The organism is Litorivita pollutaquae, from assembly GCF_003205515.1.
GTDB lineage: Bacteria > Pseudomonadota > Alphaproteobacteria > Rhodobacterales > Rhodobacteraceae > Litorivita > Litorivita pollutaquae.
Genome location: NZ_KZ826489.1, coordinates 42,246 through 67,695, shown reverse-complemented (window position 1 = coordinate 67,695; position 25,450 = coordinate 42,246). Strand labels below are relative to the sequence as shown.

The 25,450-nt window shown below is 59.4% G+C and carries 26 protein-coding genes and 1 tRNA gene; 11 read left to right on the top strand and 16 right to left on the bottom strand.

Annotated elements, in window-relative coordinates:
- The first annotated feature begins 19 nt into the window (after nt 1-19).
- Nucleotides 20-850, top strand: coding sequence for a fumarylacetoacetate hydrolase family protein (locus tag DI396_RS13715; RefSeq protein ID WP_110796773.1), 831 nt, complete (start codon nt 20-22; stop codon nt 848-850).
- A gap of 6 nt (nt 851-856) precedes the next feature.
- Here DI396_RS13715 and DI396_RS13710 read toward each other — a convergent pair whose 3' ends face one another.
- Both DI396_RS13710 and DI396_RS13705 read right to left on the bottom strand, forming a co-directional pair.
- A complete protein-coding gene (locus DI396_RS13710) occupies nt 857-1,813 on the bottom strand; it encodes an alpha/beta hydrolase (protein WP_110796772.1) in 957 nt (318 codons plus the stop codon).
- Between the two features lie 15 nt (nt 1,814-1,828).
- Complete coding sequence (locus DI396_RS13705) at nt 1,829-2,119, bottom strand: SCP2 sterol-binding domain-containing protein (RefSeq protein ID WP_110796771.1); 291 nt, start codon at nt 2,117-2,119, stop codon at nt 1,829-1,831.
- 73 nt (nt 2,120-2,192) lie between these two features.
- Here DI396_RS13705 and DI396_RS13700 point away from each other — a divergent pair, with 73 nt between their 5' ends.
- The 5 genes from DI396_RS13700 to DI396_RS13680 all read left to right on the top strand — a co-directional run bounded on the left by DI396_RS13700 (nt 2,193) and on the right by DI396_RS13680 (nt 7,349).
- Nucleotides 2,193-2,801: a tetratricopeptide repeat protein gene (locus DI396_RS13700; RefSeq protein WP_110796770.1), complete on the top strand. Its 609-nt coding sequence runs from the start codon at nt 2,193-2,195 to the stop codon at nt 2,799-2,801.
- 84 nt (nt 2,802-2,885) lie between these two features.
- Nucleotides 2,886-5,732, top strand: a complete 2,847-nt coding sequence (locus tag DI396_RS13695) for a helicase-related protein (protein ID WP_110796769.1) — start codon at nt 2,886-2,888, stop codon at nt 5,730-5,732.
- Nucleotides 5,733-6,125 (top strand): RNA-binding S4 domain-containing protein, encoded by a 393-nt coding sequence (locus DI396_RS13690; RefSeq protein ID WP_235851878.1) that lies wholly within the window; start codon nt 5,733-5,735, stop codon nt 6,123-6,125.
- Nucleotides 6,126-6,198: 73 nt separating this feature from the next.
- A complete protein-coding gene (fdxA, locus tag DI396_RS13685) occupies nt 6,199-6,537 on the top strand; it encodes a ferredoxin FdxA (RefSeq protein WP_110796768.1) in 339 nt (112 codons plus the stop codon).
- 302 nt (nt 6,538-6,839) lie between these two features.
- The gene (locus DI396_RS13680; RefSeq protein WP_110796767.1) at nt 6,840-7,349 is read left to right on the top strand and encodes a CarD family transcriptional regulator; all 510 of its coding nucleotides are present in this window, start codon (nt 6,840-6,842) and stop codon (nt 7,347-7,349) included.
- Between the two features lie 74 nt (nt 7,350-7,423).
- On the opposite strand, the gene cobS is transcribed toward DI396_RS13680, so the two are convergent.
- The gene (cobS, locus tag DI396_RS13675) at nt 7,424-8,188 is read right to left on the bottom strand and encodes an adenosylcobinamide-GDP ribazoletransferase (RefSeq protein ID WP_110796766.1); all 765 of its coding nucleotides are present in this window, start codon (nt 8,186-8,188) and stop codon (nt 7,424-7,426) included.
- A gap of 89 nt (nt 8,189-8,277) precedes the next feature.
- Here cobS and cobT point away from each other — a divergent pair, with 89 nt between their 5' ends.
- A complete protein-coding gene (cobT, locus tag DI396_RS13670; protein ID WP_110796765.1) occupies nt 8,278-9,288 on the top strand; it encodes a nicotinate-nucleotide--dimethylbenzimidazole phosphoribosyltransferase in 1,011 nt (336 codons plus the stop codon).
- 22 nt (nt 9,289-9,310) lie between these two features.
- Here the strand turns inward: cobT and DI396_RS13665 are convergent, their stop codons facing one another.
- The 4 genes from DI396_RS13665 to DI396_RS13650 all read right to left on the bottom strand — a co-directional run bounded on the left by DI396_RS13665 (nt 9,311) and on the right by DI396_RS13650 (nt 17,023).
- Entirely contained in the window at nt 9,311-11,191 is a 1,881-nt protein-coding gene (locus DI396_RS13665; protein WP_110796764.1) for a monovalent cation:proton antiporter-2 (CPA2) family protein, read from the bottom strand.
- A 205-nt stretch (nt 11,192-11,396) separates the two neighbouring features.
- A complete protein-coding gene (locus DI396_RS13660) occupies nt 11,397-14,099 on the bottom strand; it encodes a hypothetical protein (RefSeq protein ID WP_110796763.1) in 2,703 nt (900 codons plus the stop codon).
- Between the two features lie 143 nt (nt 14,100-14,242).
- On the bottom strand, nt 14,243-15,523 hold the full coding sequence (locus DI396_RS13655; RefSeq protein ID WP_110796762.1) for an O-acetylhomoserine aminocarboxypropyltransferase/cysteine synthase family protein: 1,281 nt from the start codon (nt 15,521-15,523) through the stop codon (nt 14,243-14,245).
- A gap of 492 nt (nt 15,524-16,015) precedes the next feature.
- The gene (locus DI396_RS13650; protein WP_110796761.1) at nt 16,016-17,023 is read right to left on the bottom strand and encodes a hypothetical protein; all 1,008 of its coding nucleotides are present in this window, start codon (nt 17,021-17,023) and stop codon (nt 16,016-16,018) included.
- Nucleotides 17,024-17,150: 127 nt separating this feature from the next.
- On the opposite strand from DI396_RS13650, the gene DI396_RS13645 reads away from it, so the two are divergent.
- Entirely contained in the window at nt 17,151-17,597 is a 447-nt protein-coding gene (locus DI396_RS13645) for a hypothetical protein (RefSeq protein WP_110796760.1), read from the top strand.
- An 80-nt stretch (nt 17,598-17,677) separates the two neighbouring features.
- Here DI396_RS13645 and DI396_RS16450 read toward each other — a convergent pair.
- Nucleotides 17,678-17,761 (bottom strand) — tRNA-Tyr (locus DI396_RS16450).
- 153 nt (nt 17,762-17,914) lie between these two features.
- Between DI396_RS16450 and rlmB the strand changes: the two genes are divergently transcribed.
- Together rlmB and DI396_RS13635 are read left to right on the top strand one after the other, a co-directional pair.
- Nucleotides 17,915-18,691, top strand: coding sequence for a 23S rRNA (guanosine(2251)-2'-O)-methyltransferase RlmB (gene rlmB, locus DI396_RS13640; RefSeq protein WP_110796759.1), 777 nt, complete (start codon nt 17,915-17,917; stop codon nt 18,689-18,691).
- A gap of 242 nt (nt 18,692-18,933) precedes the next feature.
- Complete coding sequence (locus DI396_RS13635; protein ID WP_110796758.1) at nt 18,934-19,407, top strand: CoA-binding protein; 474 nt, start codon at nt 18,934-18,936, stop codon at nt 19,405-19,407.
- A 1-nt stretch (nt 19,408) separates the two neighbouring features.
- Here the strand turns inward: DI396_RS13635 and DI396_RS13630 are convergent, their stop codons facing one another.
- From DI396_RS13630 to hisA, 3 genes are read right to left on the bottom strand one after another with little or no spacing between them, the layout of a single operon-like run.
- Entirely contained in the window at nt 19,409-19,720 is a 312-nt protein-coding gene (locus DI396_RS13630; protein WP_110796757.1) for a phosphoribosyl-ATP diphosphatase, read from the bottom strand.
- 10 nt (nt 19,721-19,730) lie between these two features.
- Nucleotides 19,731-20,495 carry an imidazole glycerol phosphate synthase subunit HisF gene (gene hisF, locus DI396_RS13625; protein ID WP_110796756.1) on the bottom strand — a complete coding sequence of 255 codons (765 nt, stop codon included), beginning with the start codon at nt 20,493-20,495 and terminating at the stop codon, nt 19,731-19,733.
- A 35-nt stretch (nt 20,496-20,530) separates the two neighbouring features.
- Entirely contained in the window at nt 20,531-21,253 is a 723-nt protein-coding gene (hisA, locus tag DI396_RS13620) for a 1-(5-phosphoribosyl)-5-[(5-phosphoribosylamino)methylideneamino]imidazole-4-carboxamide isomerase (RefSeq protein ID WP_110796824.1), read from the bottom strand.
- Between the two features lie 240 nt (nt 21,254-21,493).
- Between hisA and DI396_RS13615 the strand changes: the two genes are divergently transcribed.
- The gene (locus tag DI396_RS13615) at nt 21,494-21,874 is read left to right on the top strand and encodes a DUF2147 domain-containing protein (protein ID WP_162617229.1); all 381 of its coding nucleotides are present in this window, start codon (nt 21,494-21,496) and stop codon (nt 21,872-21,874) included.
- 76 nt (nt 21,875-21,950) lie between these two features.
- On the opposite strand, the gene hisH is transcribed toward DI396_RS13615, so the two are convergent.
- The 5 genes from hisH to DI396_RS13590 form a co-directional block, all read right to left on the bottom strand.
- Nucleotides 21,951-22,589, bottom strand: a complete 639-nt coding sequence (hisH, locus tag DI396_RS13610) for an imidazole glycerol phosphate synthase subunit HisH (RefSeq protein WP_110796755.1) — start codon at nt 22,587-22,589, stop codon at nt 21,951-21,953.
- 21 nt (nt 22,590-22,610) lie between these two features.
- Complete coding sequence (gene hisB, locus DI396_RS13605) at nt 22,611-23,198, bottom strand: imidazoleglycerol-phosphate dehydratase HisB (RefSeq protein WP_110796754.1); 588 nt, start codon at nt 23,196-23,198, stop codon at nt 22,611-22,613.
- Nucleotides 23,199-23,363: 165 nt separating this feature from the next.
- Complete coding sequence (locus tag DI396_RS13600; RefSeq protein ID WP_110796753.1) at nt 23,364-24,422, bottom strand: YeeE/YedE family protein; 1,059 nt, start codon at nt 24,420-24,422, stop codon at nt 23,364-23,366.
- A 56-nt stretch (nt 24,423-24,478) separates the two neighbouring features.
- Nucleotides 24,479-24,820, bottom strand: a complete 342-nt coding sequence (locus DI396_RS13595; protein WP_110796822.1) for an ArsR/SmtB family transcription factor — start codon at nt 24,818-24,820, stop codon at nt 24,479-24,481.
- A gap of 166 nt (nt 24,821-24,986) precedes the next feature.
- A complete protein-coding gene (locus DI396_RS13590; protein WP_235851877.1) occupies nt 24,987-25,418 on the bottom strand; it encodes a thioredoxin domain-containing protein in 432 nt (143 codons plus the stop codon).
- Nucleotides 25,419-25,450 lie beyond the last annotated feature (32 nt).

The window sequence follows — 25,450 nt, the reverse complement described above, 5'->3', positions numbered from 1 at the left end:
GCAACGCAGGAGGAGTGTTATGCGGTTTGTACGATATGGTGCGGTGGGCGCCGAAAAACCCGGCGTGTTGGATGCAGAGGGAGGACTGCGCGATTTGTCTGAGGAGATCGATGATCTCAGCGGCGCGGTCTTGGCGGATTTGCCTCGGATTGACCCCGAACGCCTGCCGTGTGTGGCGGGCAACCCGCGGCTCGGCGTGCCGGTCGGGCGGATCGGAAAGATCATCTGCATCGGCCTCAATTACTCCGACCACGCTGCCGAAGCGGGCATGGAAGAACCGGAAGAACCGATCGTGTTTATGAAGGCGACCTCGGCCTTGAACGGTCCGAACGATCCGGTGCTGTTGCCGCGTGGATCGCAGAAATCCGATTGGGAGGTCGAATTGGGTGTGGTGATCGGGCAGGAGGCAAAATATCTAAATGAAGACAATGCGTTGGATTGTGTCGCGGGCTATACGATTGTCAATGATCTGTCCGAACGCGCATTCCAAACCGAACGCGGAGGGCAATGGACCAAGGGCAAAAGTTGCGACACATTCGGTCCGGTTGGCCCATGGTTGGTGACGCCGGACGAAGCGGGCGATCCACAGAATTTGGCAATGGAGTTGGACCTCAACGGCGCGGCGGCGCAGCGTGGCAATTCGTCGGCGATGATCTTTACCGTGACGCAGATTCTCGTGCACCTGAGCGAAATGATGCGGCTTGAGCCTGGCGATGTGATTGCCACAGGAACGCCGCCCGGTGTGGGCATGGGGATGAAACCGCCCCGGTTCTTACAAGAAGGTGACGAAATGGCGCTGCGCATTGCCGGTTTGGGCGAGCAGCGCCAGAAGGTGATGCGGGACGCATAGCGCGGTTTACATCGCCGCTTGCGCTGGTGAGAGCTGCGCGTCGAACAAAGCCGCCACGCCATCAAAGAACCGTGCGCGGGTCTGTGGCACTTCCATCATAATTTCGTGTTCAGCCTTCGGAATAATATCAAGCCGGCCCTTGGGCCAGTCGTCCATCCGCGCCGCAACGCGGTTGGTATCGACGATGCGTTCATCCGCGCCCAAAAAGGTCACACAAGGCAGATCCGGGGCGGGGGCTTGCATCAAGCGCGCGGTTTCCACCAAGCCCTCGTAAAGCCATTTGAGCGACGGACCGCCAAGGCCGAAGCGCTCGACCGATTGGGTTTGGCGCACCATGTAATCGAACATGTCACGGTCCTTGGTTAATTTGTTGTCCTCGAAACCTTCAACAAGAACGTAGCTGTCAGGTTTGGTTCCAGGGGTAAAAAGATGCCCCATGCCCAACATCGCACCGCTCCAGGATAAGCTCCAGGCGACGGGGCGTAAAAAACCGTTGATCCGGATGCCCCACATGGGGGCGGAAAATGCCGCTGCGGCGACCGGCAGGCCGTCGTAGACGGCGCGTAGACCGATGCAGCCACCCATGGAATGCCCGATCAAGAAGAAGGGTTCGGGCAGATCGAGAGCGCGTGCGGCAGCAAGAGCGGCCTTCACGTCCTTTTGATAATCGGCAAAATCGTCGATATGGCCGGTCATCGGATTGTCGGTGATCCGGTCGGCCAATCCCTGACCACGCCAGTCGATCGCAACCATTGCATAGCCGCGCGCGGCAAGGTCACCCGCCGCGCGCCCGTATTTTTCGGCATATTCCGTCCGTCCAGGAAACAACAAAACCGTGCCTTTGGCACCGGTCTTGGGCCAAACCGCAACCCGAATTCGCACCCCGTCCGATGCTGTCGTCCAATAGGCTCTTGCGCCTGCGGGCCCTTCGGCCAGTTCATCGTAAAAGGGAGCGTTTTCCATGTCTTACCTGTATGTTTAGCTGAGGGTCGATGCCAAAGCCATCGCTTTGGACATGTCGCCGTCGATGCTGAGTTTGCCACTCATGAAGGCGCTTGTGGGGTTAAGATTTCCTTCCATCATATCTTGGAACGTGTCCACGTCAGCGGTTAATGTGACGTCGGCTTCGTCGTCCGAGGCGCGCGCGCCCGATCCGTCGACGACAACCGATCCTTCGCCTTCAATGATGAATTTCGCCGAACCGTCAAAATCGGATCCGCGCATTTTCTCGGAAAGTGCGGCCACAGCCGCCGTGATAACATCGCTCATATTTGCGCCTTTCTGGTTTGCTTCTTGCCATGCGGGGCTGACAATCCCTACGCGCTGGCGATAGAATGAAATTATGGGCGTGGATCGATTCAATTTCAAACCTATCGTGGCGACAAGTGTCGCCATAGTCATGTTTTCCCTATCTGGTCCGTTTTTGCGGGCGCAGGAGGGTGCAGATTTGCCGGTAAGTGCGGCGCAGCCGGGCAACTCGGCGCGGGTTGAGCGGCTTTTGTCGGAACTGAAGCAGGCCGAGGGCGGCGCGGCAAAGCGGATCGCCAGCGAGATCGCGCTTGAATGGTCGAAATCGGGATCGCCGGTGATGGATTTACTGCTCAAACGCGGCCGCGATGCGTTGGAGCGGGGCGAGCTTTCTTTGGCTTACGAACATCTTACCGCGTTGACCGATCACGCGCCGCAGTTTGCCGAAGGCTGGCACATGCGCGCGATGGTGCTTTACCGGCAGGACAGATATGGATTGGCTTTGCATGATTTGGGACGCGCATTGAACCTTGAACCGCGCCATTTCGAAGCGATGATCGGGTTGGGCGCGATATTCGAACAATTGCAGCGCCCGGCGCAGGCATTGCAGGCTTATACGCTTGCCGCCGCGCTTTATCCCGCGCATGAACAGGTGACCGAGGCTTTGGGGCGGCTGGCGCGTCATGAGGGCGAGACGCTCTAACCGCTCCCTCTCTCGCCCGTATTTTGCCCCTCCATCACCGAGAAAGAGCCAGACGTGACATCCTATAGCAGCACGCAAAGCGGGATGAACCGGCGGGTGATCGCCGTTCTGGGCCCGACGAACACCGGCAAAACCCATTATGCCATCGAACGGATGCTGGGATACAACAGCGGCGTGATCGGCCTGCCGCTGCGGCTTTTGGCGCGCGAGGTCTATGACAAAATCGTCGCCCTGCGCGGGCCGTCGGTGGTGGCATTGGTGACGGGCGAGGAGCGGATCGTGCCGCCGCGCACGAAATATTGGGTTTGCACCGTCGAGGCGATGCCGCCGGCCATGGGCACGGATTTCCTCGCAGTGGACGAGATCCAACTTTGTGCCGACCCCGAACGCGGCCATGTGTTTACCGAACGATTGTTACAGGCGCGCGGCACCCATGAGACGCTGTTTATGGGGTCCGACACCATGCGCGGCGCGATTGCGGAATTGGTTCCCGAAGCTGAATTCGTGCAGCGACAGCGTATGAGCGAATTATCCTACGGAGGTTCGAAAAAGATAAGTAGAATGCCATCGAGAAGTGCGATTGTCGGGTTTTCGATTGATAATATCTATGCGATTGCGGAATTGCTCAAGCGCCAGAAAGGCGGCGCTGCGGTGGTTATGGGCGCGCTCAGCCCCCGCACCCGTAACGCGCAGGTGGAGCTTTACCAAAACGGCGATGTGGATTTTTTGGTGGCAACCGATGCCATTGGCATGGGGTTGAATTTAGACATCAATCACGTGGCGTTTTCCTCGACGACGAAATTTGACGGGCGGCGGATGCGGCCTTTGGCGCCCAATGAGTTGGCGCAAATCGCGGGGCGCGCAGGGCGCGGCATGTCGCACGGCACATTCGGCGTCACCGGCGAAGCGCGCCCATTGGACGAGGGCACGGCGCAGGCGATCATGGATCACCGGTTCACCCCGATCAAGAAATTGAACTGGCGCAATACGGACCTGCAAATGGGCACGCCTGAGGCCTTGATCGCCTCTCTTGAGGTGGCGCCGCAGGATGAATGGCTCATCAAGGCGCGGGAGGCCGATGACCTTATGGCGCTGAAAACCCTTAGTGGTGACGCGGAAACACGGGCGCGGGCGTCGGACGGGGCATCCGTGCGCTTGCTTTGGGATGTCTGCCGTATTCCTGATTTTCGTGGAATCAGCCATGCCGAACACACAAGCCTGTTGGAGGCCATTTATGGGTTCTTGCACGAAAAAGGCAGCATCCCCGATGATTGGCTGGCGCGGCAAATCAAGCGAATCGACCGTATGGATGGCGATATCGACACAGTTTCAAAAAGATTGGCCTATATTCGCACTTGGACCTATGTCGCGCAGCGCAAGGGATGGGTAAATGACGAAAGCCATTGGCGCGGGGCGACGCGCGCTGTAGAAGACGCCTTGTCGGATGCGCTGCACGAGCGTTTGACGCAAAGATTTGTGGACCGGCGCACAAGCGTGCTCCTGCGCCGGCTCAAACAGAAGGAAGCCATGTTGGCCGAAGTAAGCAAAGAAGGTGACGTGACCGTCGAAGGACAATTCGTCGGGCGTCTCGAAGGGTTCCGCTTCCAGCAGGACAAAACCGCCACAGCGGAAGAGGCCAAAACATTGGCCGCCGCCGCGATGGCCGCATTGACGCCGGAGTTCCACCTGCGGGCGGACCGGTTCTATAATGCGCCCGATACCGAGATCGATTTTACCGAGCAGGGCGGCCTTATGTGGGGCAACAACGCCGTGGGTAAATTGGTTGCGGGGGCGGATGCGCTCAAACCGCAGGTCAAAGCTTTTGTCGATGAAGAAGCCGGCGACGACGTGGCGCAAAAGGTCACCCGCCGTTTGCAGCATTTTATCGATCGCAAAATTGCGACCCTGTTTGAACCGCTTTTGAACATGTCGCGCGACGAGGCCCTGTCGGGGTTGGCGCGCGGATTTGCCTTTCAACTGGTCGAGGGTTTTGGCCTTTTGCCACGTGCGCAGGTCGCGGATGACGTCAAGGCGTTGGACCAAGAGGCGCGCGGCGCATTGCGCAAACATGGCGTGCGTTTCGGTCAATTCACGATCTTCATGCCGCTTTTGTTGAAACCTGCCCCGACGCGGTTGCGGTTGGTTTTGTGGTCGCTTTCCAAAGGCTTGCAAGAGTTTCCTGAGGCGCCTCCTCCCGGGTTGGTCACCGTGCCAACGGGCGAAGGCACGCCGGATGGCTATCATTTGATGTCGGGATATCGTGCCTCCGGGGCGCGGGCGATCCGCATCGATATGTTGGAACGTCTGGCCGATATGCTGCGCGGCGAGGACAGCCGTGGCGGGTTTGAAGCCAAGGCCGATATGCTATCGATCACCGGCATGACGCTGGAGCAATTTGCGGATTTGATGCAAGGGCTTGGCTATCGCGCCGAGAAGGGCGAGCGGGTAAAGGTCAAGGCTGCACCCGTCGCACAAGCGCCTGCGGCACCGGCGGATGACGCGGACACCGCAACCGCAACGCAGGGTGATACCCCCGCAGAAGAAGCCCCCGCAGAGGATGCGCCCGCCGAGGCGATTCCGGTCGATGCGGCGCCTGTTGCTCCGGTGACGGACGTGGCCGAGGTGCCTTCGGAAGAGATCGTGGCAGAGCCTGCCGAGACGCCTGAAATGGAAGTGTTTTATACATTTGCATGGGGCCGGGCGCGTGGCGGGGACCGCTCCGGCGGTCGCGGTGACGGGCAAGCACGCGGCAAACCGCAAGGCAAGGGGCGTCCGCAGGGCAAGGGCAAGCCGCGTGGCAAAGGCGGGCCCAAGGGCGGGGATCGCGGCGACAAAGGCAGCAAGAATTTTGAAGCGCGCCCGCCAAAGAAAGACAGGATTGATCCGGATAATCCCTTTGCGGCGGCGCTTATGGGCCTGACCAAGAAATAGGTGAGCTTTGCGCCAAAGGTGACCGAGAATATTGGTAAAATTCGTGTCGACAAATGGCTGTGGCACGCGCGGTTTTTCAAAACCCGTTCGCTCGCGGCCAAGGTTGTGTCCGGGGGGCACTTGCGGCTGAACGGCCAAAAGGTGCTCAAACCGGCGCAACCCGTGACCGGCGACGACGTGCTGACCTTTGCGCAGGGGCGTGAGATTCGGGTGATCAAGGTTCTGGCCCTTGGCACGCGGCGCGGTCCGGCCTCCGAGGCGCAGGCGCTCTATGCCGATCTGGAGCCTTTGGCGGAAAAACCAAAGGAGGTTATTCCACCTGCGCCGCGATTTGAGGGAGGCGGGCGCCCGACCAAGCGGGATCGAAGGCAAATCGATCTCAACCGACCTTAATTTGTCGCGTTGCGCTTGAATGATTTCTGCACCTGCACTAGCTAGGGCGGGCGTAAAAAGATGGAATACGAAGATGACCTATGTCGTGCTCGACAACTGCATTGCCTGTAAATACACGGATTGTGTTGAGGTTTGCCCTGTAGATTGCTTCTACGAGGGTGAAAATATGCTGGTGATCCATCCCGATGAATGCATTGATTGTGGTGTTTGCGAACCCGAATGCCCCGCCGATGCGATCCGTCCTGATACCGAACCGGACATGGAAAAATGGGTCGAGTTCAACCGCAAGTATTCCGAATTGTGGCCGGTGATCATCTCCAAGAAAGACGAGATGCCGGAGGCCGCAGAACGTGACGGCGAAGCGGACAAATTGAACAAGTACTTTAGCGAAGCCCCGGGCGAGGGCGGCTGATTCGTTTCAGCACAGCAAGTGTTGCCTGTGGTGCTGTGAGCGGCACGTTTTGATCAAATCATAAGGGTTTGTTCCCCTGATTCTCGGGGCCGGTAGGTGAATAGACACGCAACCGCTTCCGAAGAAGCGGATTTTGTGATATACTCCTGTTACAAATGATGAAATCTGCCTGCTTTCCCGCCGCTAGGGCTGTACTACGGATCGGGATCACATTGTGATAAAAATCGTCTGGACGCGGTCATCTCTTTGACCACGCCCAGCTTTTTGTCGCCCGTGACAGGTGGTTTACGAGGAAGAACCGCATGACCAAATCTAAGAAGAACGAATTTCGCCCCAACGATTTTATCGTGTATCCGGCGCATGGTGTGGGCCAGATCATGTCGATCGAGGAGCAAGAAGTCGCCGGTCTCAAATTGGAGTTGTTTGTCATCTCCTTTGAGAAAGACAAAATGACGTTGCGGGTGCCGACCAATAAGGCAACCGATATCGGCATGCGTCAACTGTCGAGCCCCGATGTGATTTCGCGTGCCATGACCACGTTGAAGGGCAAGGCCAAGGTCAAACGCGCCATGTGGTCGCGCCGTGCGCAGGAATATGAGCAAAAGATCAACTCGGGTGATTTGATTGCGATTGCAGAAGTGGTGCGCGATTTGCACCGCAATGATGACCAGCGTGAGCAAAGCTATTCCGAACGCCAGCTTTATGAAGCGGCTTTGGAGCGGCTGACCCGCGAAGTGGCAGCCGTCAGTGGCGGCGACGAGGTTGCAGCGGCCAAGCAAGTGGACGAGGTTCTTTTGTCCCGCGCGGCCTAACACCGCATTAAACCCACAAAAAAAAGCCGCGCAACCGATTGGCTGCGCGGCTTTTTTGCGTTTGCATGCGGGTTTTAAAGAGCCGCGCAGAATGCAAAGAGCGTTGTGATTTCAATGATTTGCTGCGCCGCTCCGAGGGTGTCGCCAGTTTGCCCGCCGATTTTGGCAGTGGTGATCTGCCGCCAGATCAACAGCATCACTGCTGCGGGCAACAGGGCAGATGCGCCGCCGGCGGCTACGGCGAGGACAACGGCGAAAAGCAGGCCCAAGGCGGCACGTTCGCCCGATGCCCGGCCTTGGGCATGGGATAATCCGTCGCGGCGCGCATGGGGTTGGCTGGCCATCAAGACCGGCATCGCCCCGCGGGAGAGAACCGCCGCCGCGATCAGCGGGGCGAAGACCAGATCGGCTTCCAGCATGAGCGATAGCGCCGCCCACCGCGCGGCCAGGGACAAGGCCAAAGCAATGACACCATAGCTGCCGATATGGCTGTCGCGCATGATGGCAAGACGGCGGGCGGGATCCCATCCGCCCCACAGCCCATCGATGCTGTCGGCCAATCCGTCTTCATGTATGGCGCCGGTCGTGACGATGCAGGCGAGCAAAATAACCAGCGCGGCCAAAGGCGCGGCAAGCCCGATGGCTAAGGCAAACGTCCCGAGCATACCGGCAATCAATGCAATACCGAACCCGACCAAAGGGTAGCTCCAGATCGCGGCGGCGCCGCGGGAAAAATCGGCGTGGCGTGCGATATACGGCAGCCGCGTGAGCAAAGCAAAGCCGGTGGCCAGTTCGGCCAGAGGCCGGCGGATCCATGAGATGTGCTGCGCGGGTGTCATTGCTGCGCATTCCTTTCTTGCTCTTCACGGCTCCTGCGGTAAACACGCGGGCACGTCCTGTCCACTCAATGTCTACATCGGGGAAGAAAATGAGCCTAGATTTCAATACGCTTGAGGAATTTTCCACGTTATTGGCGGCGGCTCCGACCGAGGACGGCGCGGCGCGCCAAGCCGCACGGGACCGCAATGAACAGCTGACCAAACCTCCGGGGGCCTTGGGGCGGCTGGAGGATTTGGCGATTTGGTATGGCGCATGGCGCGGCACGGGCCGTCCCGCGATCACATCGCCGCAGGTGATTGTTTTTGCGGGAAATCACGGTGTCGCGGCGCGGGGCGTTTCGGCCTTTCCGCCGGAGGTCACGATGCAGATGGTGGCGAATTTCGAACATGGTGGCGCGGCGGTGAACCAATTGTCCAAGGTGTTTGGCGCGCGGATGGACGTGCACGCGCTTGATCTGGACCGACCCACGGCGGATTTCACGGCCAGCCCTGCGATGGATGAGGCCGAGGTTATCGCGGCGCTGCGCTGCGGGTGGGAGGCGGTTGCGGCGGGCACCGACCTATTGGTGACCGGAGAGATGGGAATCGGCAATACCACCTCTGCGGCTGCGATCGCGATGGCCCTGTTCGGCGGCGCAGCGGGCGATTGGACCGGGCGCGGGACCGGTGTGGATGATGCGGGGTTGGACATCAAAACCCAAGTCGTTGCAGAGGGTGTGGCGCGCCATGCCGGGGTGTCTGGTCTAGAGGCGCTGCGCTGCCTTGGCGGGCGCGAGATTGCGGCGATGGCGGGGGCGATTGCGCGGGCGCGGGTGCTGCGCATTCCGGTGATTTTGGACGGGTTCATCTGCTCCGCTGCGGCGGCTTGTCTTGAAAACGCGGTGCCGGGCGCCTTGGATCATTGTGTTGCAGGCCATGTCAGCGCCGAGCCGGGGCATTCCAAGGTGTTGAACAAAATCGGAAAAGACCCGCTTTTGGCGTTGGGAATGCGTTTGGGCGAAGGGTCTGGCGCGGCATTGGCAATGGGGATCATCAAGGGCGCGGTCGCCTGCCATTCGGGCATGGCGACCTTTGCCGAAGCGGGCGTTTCCGAAGGATAATGCGCCCGCCGGCGCTGTGGGGCTAATCCGTAGTCGATCCTGTGTCACGGGCGGCGTAAATCTGTGTCATCAACGCGGTTTCCAGTTCTTTCTCCAATTCTTTGGAGCGCGCGATATAGGCGGCGTTGTCCCCCGGGGGAAGGTCGGGATCCCACAGTTTCGCCAATTCCCGCACGGTCATTCGGTCATGGTGGAAAAAGGTTTTCTCGGCTTCCGAAGCTTCGTAATCGGACAGGCCGACATTCTCCAGAACATAGCGTCCGGCGCGCAGACTGCTGTCGAAAGTTTCGCGCACGATATCATTGGCACCGGCTTGATACAGCTGGTAAACATGATTGCGGTCACGGGCGCGGGCGATGATATGCAAATCGGGGCGTTCGCGGCGCGCATAGGTGATCAATTTCGTTACGGAGTCGGGATTGTCCATCGCTGCAACCAGAACCCGTGCCTTGGACAAACCTGCGGCATGTAGCAATTCGGGGCGGGTGGGATCGCCAAAAAAACCTTTGATGCCAAAGCGGCGCATCAATTCGATGGTCTTCATATCGTTATCGATCACCACGGTTTTGAACCCGCTCGATTGTACCAAACGGTTGACGATCTGCCCAAAGCGCCCGATGCCCGCGATGATCACCGGCCCTTGTTCGTCAATCTCGTCATCCTGTTCGGTCTGCGCGGCGTCCTGCGTCCGTTTGGCGAGGATATCATGCAAGATGAACAACAGCGGCGTGATCAACATCGATAGGGCAATCACCAACAAAAGCGTTTCGGCAATCTCGTCGGGCAGCACATTGGTTTGGGTTGAAAACGAGATCAGCACAAAACCGAATTCGCCGGCTTGGGCAAGGCCGAGGGTGAAAAGCCACAGATTGCGCCCGCGCAGACCAAAGGCGCGGCCCAGAGGAAACAGAATGCCGCCTTTGAGCAAGATCAGTGCGGTGGTGAGGCCGGCAATGGTCAATGGATCGCCAAAAAGCACTTTGAAATCAATACTTGAACCCACGGTGATGAAGAACAGCCCCAAGAGCAATCCCTTGAACGGCTCGATATCACTTTCAAGCTCGTGTCGAAATTCGCTGTTGGCCAGAACCACACCGGCAAGGAAGGTGCCAAGCGCCGGCGACAGGCCAACGGCGGTCATCAAAAAGGCGATGCCGACGACGATCAACAGCGCCAATGCGGTGTACATTTCGCGCAGGCGCGCGGCATGGATGAAACGGAACAGCGGGCGGGTCAGATAGACACCGGCAAGGATCACCAGAGCCACGGCGGCCAGCGTGACCAATGTGACCTGCCAACCGGGCAGACCTTGAACCAGTGAAATGGAATGATGCGCCTCTTCGGTCAGGCGATGATTGATCGAGCCGTCCGGGTTGATATTGGCAAGCTTCGGCAGCGCCAGAAGCGGCAACAGCGCCAGCATCGGGATGACCGCGATATCCTGGGTCAAGAGCACAGAAAAGATAGAGCGCCCGCCCGCCGTCTGCATCAACCCTTTTTCCGTCAGGGTTTGCAAAACGATCGCCGTTGAGGAGAGCGCAAAAATCATTCCGATCGCCACGGAAATGCTGGGCGGTTGGCCAAGCGCCATGGCTCCGGCCGTGATCACCGCCATGGTGGCAAGGATTTGCAATCCGCCCAGACCGATCAAACGGTGCCGCATGTTCCAAAGCGCCCGCGGCTCCAATTCCAAGCCAATAATAAACAGCATCATCACGACGCCGAATTCGGCAAAATGTTGTAGATCCGCGCTTTCGCTCGCAACCAATCCAAACACCGGCCCGATCAAAATGCCTGCGGCCAGATAGCCCAAAACCGATCCCAACCCGAGCCGCGCCGCCAAAGGCACGGCGATCACTGCGGCAGCAAGGTAGATCGAGGCTTGAAATAAAAACCCTTCCACGCGCGCTCAGCCTCTCAGCAAAGCATGGCGCGGATCGGTGATCCGGCCAAAGGGGGTGCAGGGGCATAAGGGATCATTCGGGCAATACATTTGACTGTTCTATCCTGGCATAAAGAGAGCGGGTATCGGGGAGTTCGAGAGCGGAGCGGGGCAACACCCTTTGGACGGTGCGGTGGTGATAAGAGAGGCGGGGCGGAAAAACCATCTAGCCTTTGGGCATTTGTAAAACCACGTTACGGCCTTTTTTCGAATATCGTAACTCGCGTTCGCCAATGGCGACGACTTTGCCGCCGTCGATGCGGTCGCCGACTTTGACTTTCTTGATCCGGCCATTCGACATCCGTACCAGGGCGCTGCGCGACGCAGGTTTGCCCGAAACGCCAATCAAATTGACTTTGCGCAGGTTTAGCGCGCCGCGCACCGTGGCCTGTTTCGCCACCGAGGCGGAGGAGGGGATCGACGGCGCGACCGTGCGTGGCGCGACCATGGCGGCGGTTTGCACGGCGGCGGTTTGCTTTTCGGCGCGGGCGACGATTTTGGCGATGCTGCGCGGGCGCTCCTCGGGGCGTTTGGAGATCAGAACCGCCTGTTCGGTCGGGGTTTGGTTTTGCTCTTCTTCGATTTTTTGCGCAGGCAGATCGGGGCGGATTTTCGGGCGGAAGGCGGCCAATTCCAAACGGCTGCGCCCGCCAAGCTGGCTGCGTTCGCTTTGCTCGATCAAATCGACAGGGCGCAGGTGCGGACGGATCGTGGCCAATCGTATGATCGACGCGGTTTCGGCCTCGGTCGGGGCGGGGGCTTGGGTCAAACGTTGCGGCAATTGCGGGGGCTGCGAGGCGGGTTTGCCCGCGTGCACCAATACGCCTTCGGGGGTTAGGGCCCCTTGGGGGGTGGCGCGCACAAATCCGCGCGCGTCGAGGGCAAATCGTGTGCCTGCCGCCGCAGGAGAGGCGCGGTTGCCCGGCAACACGTCGCTGAGCGCGGCCTTGGGGCTTGGCAGGGCGAGCGCGTCAAATACCGGCACTTTGGGGTCAATGGATGTATGGTAAAGCGTGTCGATGCTGTCGGGCATTGGGGATTGCCCTGCGACAGGCGCGCGTTGCCAGATGCCGGTGGCGGCATAGGCATCGTCGATCTGTGCATCGCTCATCTCACTCTGCGCCTCTTCTTGCACCGGGATTTGCACTGGGATTCCCAAGTCCAGAGCGGGCGGGGGGAATTGCCCCTCGCGCGGCGCATTGTCTGGTTGAGGCTCCGGCGCCACCTTGGCCTCGATCGGATCGGGGGGGGGAGTTTGCGGTAGGGCCTCGGGGGCAACGGCAAGGTCTATGTCAGCATCGCGCCCCAGAAGCCCGGAAACATTGTCGTCCATGAACAGCGAGGTCCATGCCGCGACAGCAGCGAGAAACAGCAAGAGCGCCGCAGTGAGTATCAAGCCAAGATGTTTGGGTTTGCCACGCGCCGCAATCTCGGGATCAGCGGGGACGAGCGCCGTGCTGCCAAGGCCGATGCTCAGCCGCCTATGGGGTTTTTCCGGGGTGGTTTGCGCAGGCGCAGAGGCGCGCGCGCGGGCCGCTGATGGGGCGGTGGCAGGCAACGGATGCGGCACGGCGGCGCGGCGGGACACAAAGGCGGCGTCTTCCCGCGTCTTTTCGGCGGCGGGAGTGGTATCCGATCCGTCATGCTTTGCGGCGTTGCCGCCAGAAGGGCTCTGATCTGACGTAGTGGTGGCTGCACCCGACGGCGGGTCGCCCAATGGGGGTACGGGTGTGCGTCCCTCTTCGGCGGTGGCGCTGCCGTCTTGGGATGCGGCGGCTGCTTCCGGCAAAGACAAATGCAACGGCCCGCGTTGCGGGCGCGGCGTGTCGGTTTGCGAGGCGGGGATCGGGATCGAGGCGGCCGTGGTGCCGCTGACGTCTCGGGAGACGCCTGAAAGTCGCGGCGCGGCGGAAATGCTGTCACGGGGTGTTTGCCCGTCGTCTGTGTGCCGTACGGTGGAAAAGGATACGGCAGGGGCGGTGCGCCGATCCTCTTTGTGGATGTCTTCGGAAGTTAAGGTCGGCTTTGCGGCTTTGCCGGTGTCGGTGCCCGTAGGCGCAGCACTCTGCCGCGCGTCGGCGGCGGAGGGATTTATATCCGGCGTCTCCGTGACCTGTACTGGCGCGCCGGGATCTGGTGCGGTGGTTGCTCCGGTGACGGGAACGTCATCGACAGGGGCGCGCGCGGGGTCGAGGCTGTGGACGGCCTTTGCAGATGGCTGTGCGGTCGGCGCGGTCTCCGGCTGTGGGGCGGGCGCCGTGTCGGCATGGGGCATGGCTTCGGCGGCGCGCGCAAGAGGCGGCGGCGTGGCGGTGCCGATGATGCGGATCGGGTTGGTGTCCCGGACAACCGTGTCCCCGTCATCAAGCAAAGCCGCCACGCGTGCAGGGGTGCCAAAGAACGGCTCGCCAAGGAAGGCGCTGGCAGGTGCGGTGGCGACAAAACTGAAGGGGGCAAACCCATGCATCTGCGCGAAACTTTCGGCCTCTTCCAAGGTCTCAAGCGCCACGGCGGCGATATGGGTCAATTCGCCTTCGGCCGACCAATCAAAAGCCAGTTCATCGACGGGATAGGGGGTTTGCCCGTCCAATGCATCGCGCGCCAAATTGGCCCGTTGAAATCCGGGCACCTCGCCGGTCTGGATGGTTTGATAGCGGATTTGCTCGTTGGGCAGCACCAGCTTGCACGCGATGTCGCCCGCCGGCTCCGCACCCAGCGCGGCGGCCATATCACGCAGCTCACGCAGCGCATCTGCAAGATCGGGTCTCTCCAAGGACACGGTTTCGCCCACGCGCAACCAGCCGGGGAAACTGCGCTGAAGCAGTCCGATCCCGTCAAATGACAGCGTAAGGGCAAAATTGGGTTTCATCGCAGCGGTTCTACCATCCCGTCGCCGCCCACGGAAAACATTTGGCAGCGCATCTACGATTTTACAGCAGCTTCCCGCCGAGGGGAAGGAAAACACGCCGCCACCCGCAGATGGCGACGTGAAGTTTGCATTCTAACGATACGTTATGCCGAGGCTTTTTCGAAGGCTTGTTCCAGATCGGCGATCAAGTCTTTGACATCCTCGATCCCGATGGAAATGCGCACCACATCGGGGCCTGCGCCTGCGGCGACTTGTTGATCCTCGGACAATTGCCGGTGGGTGGTCGAGGCCGGATGAATCACCAAGCTGCGCGTGTCGCCAAGGTTGGCCACATGTGAGAAAATCTCAAGGGATTCGACGAATTTGACGCATGCATCATAGCCGCCCTTGAGCGCGATGGTGAACAACCCGCCGGTGCCTTTGGGGAACAACTCCTTGGCGCGATCAAAATAGGGCGAAGAGGCCAGACCCGCATAGGTGACTTTTGCCACGGCGTCATGGCCTTCGAGCCATTCGGCCACGGTTTGCGCATTGGTGCAATGGCGTTCCATCCGCAAGGACAGGGTTTCGATCCCCATAAGCGTGTAATGCGCCGCTTGCGGGTTCAACGTCATGCCCAGATCGCGCAGGCCAATGGCAATGCCGTGAAAGGTAAAGGCCAACGGGCCAAAGGTTTCATGGAACTTGAGGCCGTGGTAGGCGGGCTCTGGTTCGCTGAGCGAAGGGAATTTATCCGATGCCGACCAATCAAAATTGCCACTGTCGACCACAACGCCGCCGGTGACGGTGCCATTGCCGGTGAGGTATTTGGTCATCGAATGCACCACGAGGGTCGCCCCCATGGCGATGGGGTTGCATAGGTAGGGCGTTGCCGAGGTGTTGTCGACGATAAGCGGCAGGCCGGCCGCATCGGCGATTTTGGCCAGCGCCGGAATGTCGCTTACGTAGCCGCCCGGATTGGCGATGCTTTCGCAGAACACCGCGCGGGTGTCGTCATCGATGGCGGCTTTGACCGCGTCCAGATCATCTGTGTCGACGAATTTGGCGGACCATCCAAAGCGGGTGATTGTTTGGCTGAACTGGGTGATCGAGCCGCCATAAAGACGCGTGGAGACAACAACATTGCGCCCCGGTGCCATGATCGGGAACAGCGCCATGATCTGCGCCGCATGTCCCGACGAACAGCACACCGCACCGGCGCCGCCCTCGAGCGTGGCAATGCGTTCTTGCAGCACGGCAACGGTGGGATTGGTGAGGCGCGAATAAATGTAACCGACCTCTTGCAGGTTGAACAACGCCGCCGCGTGATCGGCATCGCGGAACACATAGGCGGTGGTTTGATAAATCGGTGTTTGCCGCGCGCCGGTGGCCGGATCGGGGCGTGCGCCCGCGTGGATTTGCAGCGTGTCGAAACCATGTGTCATATCGTTTTTCTCCCTATTCCGCGGTCGCGGCTTGCGTAGATTGGCCCATGCAGGTGATGGTCGCCGCACTCTCGTCAAAAATACCGGAAATGCCAAGGTGCCACGCAAAAACTTTGTACCTTTTGCTTTCGGTCAGCGTTGATGATCTGCGGTGGATATTGCTGCAGAGGAGCGGCAAGACACCGGGGTGGATTTCAAGGGTTTCAGGTCTCCGCTTCACATGCATTCGGGGCATGTGATGAGGCCGGTATAGGCGGGGCATGCGGGTAGGTAACTTGCTCCGATGCCGCATCTCGGGACGGTTTGCCGCGTGCCGCATGGCGGGGTTTGGCGGATCGCCTGATGGCATCGGGGCGTGGGGGGAGAGCTGCGCCCTATATCACCGGTGTGGTTTGAGGGGCCGCCGGTCGTGCCATGGGGGGCTCCACCCATACATCTTGAAATTCGTTTTTAATCAAATGCTTGCAAGGGTCTGTAGGGGCGGCTTTTCGATCAGCGCATCCAAAATCCGGCGCGTTTGATTTGATTGCGCAGGGCCTGTTCGCGGCGCGGCAGGTGATCGCGGTCAAACATGGCCCGCACCTTATGGCCGCGCCCTTGATAAATCAGCCGCTTATAAGGTTCGAAGGTTTTCAGGACCTTCTTTATTTTGTTCGGTTGGGTGATCGTTTCGAGCACCTCGACCACATGGTCGCTTTCGCGGGCATAGAGCAGCGGTATGACACGGTAATGGCAACTCACCGCGCCATCGATCAATCCGTCTGGCAATGTGTCGCGCCCGCCGCCAAGAGCATGGATCACAAGGGGCAGGGCGATCTGATCCAACCAAGGATCAAAGCTTTGTGCGCAAAGTTCGACCGGCGGGTTGTCACGGATGTCCAAAGCATAGCGCAAGAAGAGGTCGCCAAAGACGCGCGGGCATTTGTAAAAGAAAAAACCGGCGTTGAAATAAAGATAGCGCCGCCAGTATTCGTCTGGCTGGCTCAGATCGAGCGAGCCTTCGAAGTCGAGATCAAAGCGGTCATAAAGCGATTTCCACAGGCCGGTGTAACCCGGGCCGTAAAGCTCCGGCTTTGGCCATGTGCCTTCGCGGCGTAAGGAGGCGCTTGGGCGGTCAAAATCAAACGGCACTTGCGTCACATCACCGGTGATCAATGTATCGGTATCGAAAAAGACAAATGCTTCGCCCTCGGGTAGAGCGGACAGCGCTTCGATTTTATTGCCATAGGGGTAGGTGGCGCCGAAATGCTTGCTTTCAAACGGTAGTATTTCGGCGTCGAGTTCTTTCAGCTGTGCGAGAACATCATCGTTGCGAATGGCGGGATCATGATCCCCCCAAAGCGGACCGGCCTGCGGCACCGCCACCAGCAATCGCCCCGAAAACGCAGGGCTTTGCGCACGCAATGAGGCGGCAAACAGCACGGCCTCATACATCAAACGGCCCTGTTGGCCGATGATCACAATATTGAATGGTTGATCTGTGCCGCTTTGCTCTGCCATGCTGTCCGCATTCTCCGCCGAGGTTTTCGGGCAGTATAGGAGAGGAAGCGCCTGCGGTAAAAGAGCCGATTGCCCCCTCTGATGCGGGGCGGAGCAGGATGATTTTTGATATGATAAGGATTGTGCGATGAAATGGATTATACGTTGCGTATTTATGTGCAGTTTCGCGGCAAGCGGCGCGGCGCAGGAGGCGATGGTCGCAGAGGATCAAACCCCCAGCGGCGCGTTCACCACTGCGGGCGAGGTCAAGCCGATCTTGCAAGCAACTCAGGCCAATTGGGTCGCGCTGCGTGATTTTAACGGGCAGGATTTACTTTATGTGACGCATTTGTGGTCGTGGCGTTGCGGGTTGAAGCAGTTGAAAGTTTCGATCAATGGCGGCGCATTCGAGGATTGGTCCTTGCCGCCTTGCCATTTGAACTCTGCCACGCCGAATGCGATTACCGAGGCGGATGGCTTGCCGTATCGCGCCTTTGCCGCAGGATCGGTGGTCAGCGTCGCAGTCGAGGTAACCTATGACGATCTGAGCAAGGGCAGCGGTCAATGGGTGCGCGGCGAAATCATGATGCCCTGATCGATATTCCACCGGCACCGATCGGTAATCGCAGGGCCGGTTACGACGCTATCGCAAGGTAAGTATGTCGAAGGAGTAAATGGTGGGCGACCCTGGAATCGAACCAGGCGTGCGTCTCCGCGAGGGAGTTACAGTCCCCTGCCACACCTTGCGGCCTGTCGCCCACTTACCGATCAACGGCAGCGCCGCGTTTCGAGTAGGGGGTGATTACAAGCGCGACTTTGGGTCGTCAACAGGAAAATCCCATGCTAAGGCCCGTTGGACATGAGAATTTCACGCACCGCTGCGGCGGCGCGCGCGCATAGGGGCATTGCACCATGAAAAAACCCAAATGGGTCGTTGAGAAAGAGCAATCAAAACGGGCCGCTGCGGCGGAGACCGTATGGCTGTTCGGGTTGCATGCGGTGCGTGATGCGCTTGAAAACCCGGCACGTAAAAAATTGCAGCTCATGGTCACGCCGAATGCGCAGGCGAAATTGGAAGAGGCCATCGCGGCGTCGGGCATGGAACCCGAGATCGTCGATCCGCGCAAATTCAAACCGCCGCTTGATCCGCAATCGGTGCATCAAGGCGCCGTTCTGGAAGTGAAGCCTTTGGATTGGGGGCCGGTGGCGGAATGTTGTTTGGGCCGCGAAGGCGTGGTCCCGCGTGTGGTTCTGCTCGACCGGGTGACCGATCCGCATAACGTCGGGGCGATCTTGCGGTCGGCCGAAGTGTTCGGCGCCTCGGCGGTGATCGGGATGCGCCACCACAGCGCCCCCGAAACCGGTGCTTTGGCGAAAACCGCCAGCGGCGCATTAGAGCGGCAACCCTATCTGCGGGTGCGCAATCTGGCCGATACGATGACCGAATTGAAAAACATGGGATATTTGGTTTTGGGACTGGATGGCGAGGCCGAGGTGACAATCGATGCCGCACTTGAGGGAAAACGCGACCGGCCCGTGGCTTTGGTATTAGGGGCCGAGGGGCCAGGTTTGCGGCAAAAGACCAAAGAGACCTGCGATGCCTTGGTGCGGATCGATTATGCGGCCGGATTCGGGTCGCTCAACGTGTCGAATGCGGCGGCTGTGGCGCTCTATGCGGCCAAACCCTAGAGCAGGGGTGGGCGGAATATTGCCGGCTTGAGCCTGCGCCGCGTTCACAGATTTATTACATCCTCTTTTTTTATAAGGCGTGTTGCCTAAGTGATATAGCACGGGCGCAAGATGGAACCCTGCGCTCTTCTTCACTGTCCCTCGTTCCGCAACTGAATGCCCAAGGCTGCGTGCCTTGGGCCTTTTTCTACCAAGGCAGTATATCGTTTGCCCAAGTTTAAATGCCGTTTTAGGGTGGTTGCATGAGCCAGACATATTCAGACGATTATCTCAAATCTATCCTGACACGGGTCAACCGCATTGCGGTTGTTGGCGTGTCATTGAATTCGGTGCGCCCCTCTTACTATGTGGCGCGCTATCTGTCGCTCAAGGGTTACACCGTGATCCCCGTAAATCCCGGCCATGTCGGAAAAATGCTCTTTGGGCAGAAGGTTGTCGGCAGCCTTTCAGAGATCAACGGTGGAGTGGATATGGTTGATATTTTCCGCCGCTCCGAACACGTGCCGCCGATTGTCGAGGAGGCTTTGGCCTCATTTCCTGACCTTTCAGCCATCTGGATGCAAATAGGTGTGGTCAATGATGAGGCCGCAGAAATGGCGCGTGCACGCGGGGTGGATGTGGTGATGAACCGTTGCCCGAAGATTGAGCATCAACGGCTTTTTGGCGAATTGCGCATGGGCGGGTTTAATACCGGTGTGATTTCGTCGAAGCTGTGATCTAGCGCGCAGCTTTTTCTGCGATGCCGGATTGTCCCTGACGGGCCTCCAATACGGCCATCACATCGGCCAGAGGCACATCGCGCGATTTCAGCATCACCAGCAGGTGAAACAACACATCCGCCGCTTCCGATGTCAGCTTCTCTCGGTCGTTTTTCACCGCCTCGATGATCGCCTCGACCGCCTCTTCCCCAAATTTTTCGGCGCATTTTTCCGGCCCTTTGGCGAGCAGTTTCGCGGTCCAGCTTTCGTCGGTTGATGCCGATGCGCGCGCTGCGACGACGGCCTCCAAGTCATTCAATGTAAATGCCATTTTCTACGCCTCAGCTTTCAATACGCATCGGGATACCGGCGGCGGCCATATGCGCTTTGGCCTCGCCAATGGTGAATTCGCCAAAATGAAAGATCGAAGCGGCCAAGACCGCAGAGGCGCCGCCTTTGGTGACGCCTTCGACCAAATGCTCCAACGTGCCAACCCCGCCGGAGGCAATGACCGGCACGTCCACCGCATCGGAAATTGCCCGGGTCAACGGCAGGTTAAATCCCGATTTCGTGCCGTCGCGGTCCATCGAGGTGAGCAAAATTTCCCCTGCGCCCTTGGCCGCCACGATCCGCGCAAATTCTACCGCGTCAATGCCCGTGGGTTTGCGCCCGCCATGGGTGAAAATCTCCCAGCGGCCCTCTTCGACGGTTTTGGCATCAATGGCGCACACGATGCATTGGCTGCCGAATTGATCGGCCGAGGCGGCAATCACATCGGGGTCGGCCACGGCGGCGGAATTGAACGAGACTTTATCGGCCCCCGCCAGCAAAAGCGCGCGCACATCGGCAGGGGTGCGCACGCCGCCGCCCACGGTCAGCGGGATATAGCATTGTTCGGCGGTGCGGCTGACCACATCGAACATCGTGCCGCGGTTTTCATGGGTGGCGTGGATGTCGAGGAAACACAATTCATCGGCCCCCGCCGCATCATAGGCGCGCGCCGCATCCACCGGATCACCGGCATCGCGCAAGCCGACGAAATTCACGCCTTTGACCACACGGCCATCGGCCACATCAAGGCAGGGGATGATACGGGTTTTCAGCATGTTATCGGTTTCGCCTTTGGTAAGATGGGCAGAGATTACGCTTTGAGTAGGGCCAAAGCCTCGCCAAGGTCAATCGCCCCGTCATACAGCGCGCGGCCCGAGATCGCCCCGTTCAGCGATGCACCGCAATTTCTGAGGTTGCGTAGATCGTCCAAGGAGGACACGCCGCCCGAGGCAATCACGGGGATCGACACGGCGCGGGCCAAATCGGCAGTGGCCTCGACGTTGGGGCCTTTCATCGCGCCGTCGCGCATGATGTCGGTATAGATGATCGCGGCAACGCCGGCGTCTTCAAAGGATTTGGCCAGATCTGTGACCATGATATCGGTTTCCGTCGCCCATCCTTTGGTCGCTACGCGGCCATTGCGCGCATCGATACCAACGGCCACATGCCCCGGAAAGGCGCGGGCAGCGTCGCGTACCAGATCGGGGTTTTCCACAGCGATCGTGCCGAGAATCACACGTTGCAATCCTTTTTCGAGCCAACGCTCGATGGTCGCCATATCGCGGATGCCGCCGCCCAATTGTGCCGGCACCTTGCATTGCTTGAGGATTTCCTCGACCGGCGCGGCATTGACGGGTTCGCCCGCAAAGGCGCCGTTGAGATCGACCAAATGCAACCATTCGCAGCCAGCTTCGACGAACTCCAACGCCTGTGCAGCGGGGTTTTCGTTGAACACGGTTTCTTGTTCCATGTCGCCATGCACGAGGCGCACGGCATTGCCGTCTTTGAGGTCAATGGCGGGGTAGAGGATCATGATTTCGGCCTTTCGCATCGTGTTGGGCTGCTTTTGCATGATTGGGGGGCAAAAGCAAAGAGGCGCTATGATATCCGCATCGGCGCGGCGGGCGGCCTAAGGTGACGTGGCGCGAGGTTCAGGTTCACTTGCGAAGATCTTCTTGATTTGCGGCACCGCGCCGCGCAGGATTTGACGATCTGTTGCCATGAGGAGCGATGCTTTGCGCTGCGACGCGTGAAGGTTGTTGGGAGGAAAATAGTGAGAAACTTTGCACTTGGTCTGGTGTTGAGCCTTTTTGCAGGCACGGCGATGGCCGATCCGGTTGAAGGCATTTGGAAAACCGCAGTCGATGACGGGGCCTATGCCCATGTAAACATCGCCCCATGCGGCGCTGCGCTATGCGGTCATATCACGCGCACATTCAATTCGGGCGGCGAATTTAAATCGGACAGCATCGGCAAGAAACTTGTCTGGGACATGCAAGCCAAAGGTAGCGGCGCCTATTCGGGCGGCAAAATCTGGCAGCCCTCGTCGGGTAAGGTCTATAAATCCAAAATGTCGATGAAGGGCAATGTGCTCAATGTGTCCGGCTGTGTCGGTCCGATTTGCAAAAAGCAAGTCTGGACGCGTGCAAAGTAAGCAGTCATGCGGCACGGCACATCCTTAGATATATAGGTTTTGACGGGGCGCCTCGGGTGCCCTGTTTCATGCCGGGTTATGGGGCCCATCCGAGGAAATTCGCAATCAACCGCAGGCCGGTTTTTTGGCTTTTCTCGGGGTGGAATTGCATGCCGATCATATTATCGCGGCCGATCATGGCAGTGATGTCACCGCCATAGTCCACATAGGCCAACCGTTCGGCGGTATCCGCCACATGCATATGATAGGAATGGACAAAATAGGCGTGATCGCCGGTTTTGATGCCGTCGAAAATCGGGTGCGGATGGTCGATGATCAAATCATTCCACCCCATATGCGGCACTTTGAGCGCGGGATCTTTGGGGGTGATTTTCTCAACCGTGCCCTTGATCCAATCGAACCCTGCGGTTTCGCGGTATTCGAGGCCACGGGTGGCCATCATTTGCATGCCGATGCAAATCCCCAGAAAGGGCTTTCCGCCCGCAATCACCGCCTCTTGGGTGGCTTCGAACAATCCCGAATGGTCGAACAACTGATCGCGGCAGGCCGGAAAAGCCCCGTCACCGGGCAACACGATCCGGTCGGCGCGCCGCACCGCATCAGGGTCCGAGGTGACGATGACATCACCATGCCCGCCTTCGCGGGCCATCCGTTCAAATGCCTTTTGCGCCGAGTGCAGGTTGCCGCTCTCGTAGTCCACAATTGCCGTGGTCATGGGGTCTCTCCGGTCTGCGGCTCAGAGCGCGCCTTTGGTCGAGGGAATGGCATCTGCTTTGCGCGGATCGGTTTCCAACGCATCGCGCAGGGCGCGGGCGACGGCCTTGAATGCGGCTTCGGCGATGTGGTGGCTGTTGATTCCGTGCAATTGGTCGATGTGCAAGGTGATGCCGCCATGGGTCGAGAAGGCTTGGAAAAACTCGCGGACCAACTCGGTATCGAAGGCGCCGATTTTCGCGGTGGGCAGATCAACATTCCAAACCAGAAATGGCCGCGCCGACAGGTCAAGCGCCGCCCGCACCAAGGCGTCATCCATTGGCAAAAGGCACGCGCCATAGCGCACGATGCCCTTTTTATCGCCGAGCGCTTTGGTCAATGCTTGGCCCAATGCGATGCCGGTGTCTTCGACGGTGTGGTGATCATCGATGTGATAATCGCCCTTGGCGCGCACGGTCATATCCATCAAGGAGTGGCGCGCCAATTGATCGAGCATATGGTCGAAAAACCCAACGCCGGTTTGGTTGTCATAGACGCCGGTGCCGTCAAGATTAATCTCGACGGTGATCTCGGTTTCGGCGGTGGTCCGCGTGATCTTTGCGCTGCGCATATCGCCATCCTTTGACTTGAGCGGGCGCGGGAGGCCGCGCTTTTGCGGGTGTTATAGGCAAGGGGCGGGGCCGCGCCAAGGGGGCGCGACGCGCGGCTGTGAATTGCTGCGCGGCCGTGGCGAAATTATCGAATATCGCCTTGCGGTTATGTCGTGTCCTTCGCGTTATTGGGCGGGTTGAAATCCGGTGATGAGTTGCCGCAATCCCAACGCTGCGCCCGCGAAAATCGCGGCAAAGGTCAACGGCGCGGAGAAGGCCAACACCGAAAAGGCCGAAAGCCCCTGACCGATGGTGCAGCCCATCGCCAGAACCGCACCGATGCCCATCAACGTTGCGCCGATGATCTGGCGGCGCAATTCGCGCGGATCATCGCAGGCCTCCCATCGGAAGTGGCCTTTGATGAGGGAGCCGATGAAGGCGCCAAGCGCCACGCCTATAACCGAGCCGACCGCGAAAGAGGGCGCGCGGGCGCTGCCGGTCATGACGTAGAGCAGGCTTTCGCCAACCGGGGCGGAGAAGCTGTGCGAGACAACGGGCAGGTCGCTAAATCCGGTGGTGGCGACGTGAAAACTGCCGGCCCACCCCGACACGATGGCGGCGCTGACGACGAGGGACCAAAAAATGCCTTTAGGATCGCGCAGAAAGCCGCGATTGGCGAGGGCGCCGATACAGATCACCAGTCCCAAAAACAGTCCGATCACCGGCACAGGTAGTCCCAACATTTCGGAGAACAGATGCGCCAGCCCCGGCGGTAAGTCCGATGTCACATCCTCTTGTATAAACAACCGGTTGCGCAGGATGGCCAGCGGGCCCATCAGCGTCCAGTAGGCCGACACACCGATGACCAGAACGATAACAAAAGCGCGTAGGTCGCCGCCGCCCAATCGGGCGATACATCCGTATCCGCAGTTCCCCGCCAAGGCCATGCCATAGCCGAACAACAGCCCGCCGATAATCGCGGCCAGTGGCATGAAGCGGATCGATAGGTAATAGGAGCCGGTGGGGTCAAAAAGCCCCAAAGATTGCAGTGCGAAACTGCCGGTGATCGCGCCGCCGATGGCGAGGATATACATGCGCATTCGCCGGTCCGATCCACCGTACAGCAGATCTTCGATCGCGCCCATCGTGCAAAACCGGCCCAATCGCGCCGCAAGCCCCAACAGGATGCCGCCGAAAAGGCCGACCAATGTCACCATCAGCGCGTCGCTCGCGGGTTCAAGCATGGCAGATCCTCCCCAGTCAATGCCTTGCGGTCATGTGTCTCGTGCTGCGGCGGCGATCACTTGTCGCCGGTGTCGCAAAATAGCTCATACACCAATTCCAGTATGCGTTTGGGGCGGTCATCCGCCAAGCGATAATAGATCGCCTTTCCCTCGCGGCGCGGGATGACCAGACCTTCAAGACGCAAGCGCGAGAGCTGTTGGCTGACAGCAGCCTGCCGCGCCGAGAGCAGCTCTTCGAGCTCGGTCACGGATTTTTCGCCGGTGACCAAATGGCACAGAATCATCAAGCGGCCTTCATGGCTCACCGCTTTGAGGAAATTCGAAGCGTCAGTGGCGCTTTCGACGATGCGGTCCATTTCCGCTTCGGTGATGGTGTCGTTGATGATGGGCAATCCCATGATCCGGTCCTCGTTGGTTTGCGGCGGCATCGGTGTGGGCCGTTTGCCGCGGCGCTCTCTTTGGTGCGTTTTGCGCCATTATGGGGCCTTTGGGCCATGTTGTTAACGTCTGCGGCTCAATTTCGTGCGCAGTCTGCAATGTTACGGCGCCTTTAGGGTGCAGGTGTCACCCGTCAAAATCCGTTTCCTCCCGCAACATTTTTTCGAGCAGGCCCCAAAAAAAATCCTCGCCGGGGTAGCCTTCGATGCGGCCGATTTCACGTGCATCCTCGATCAATAGAAAGGTCGGGGTGAAGGCGACGCTGCGGGTAAGTGTGATGTCTTTCGGTGGTAGATCCGAGATGTCGATATGACGCAGCGGCGCGAATATTCCGGCCGCTGATTTGGGATAGATCGGACCGATTTTATCCTCCCATTCGATGCAATAGGGGCATCCGGGACGATCCACCATCAGCAGTTCCGCCGCGTCTGCCGTTGCGCCGCCGCCCCATAGGAAGGCCGCCGCGACCGCCGCGATGCCGTGGCGCAAGAGCCTGCGCAGCCCCCCGGACAGGGGCTGCGGCGGTGGTGTCTTGGCAAGGTAAAGGGCGGCGCGCATAAGGGCTGTGGTCTTTGCGATGTCGTGTTGTG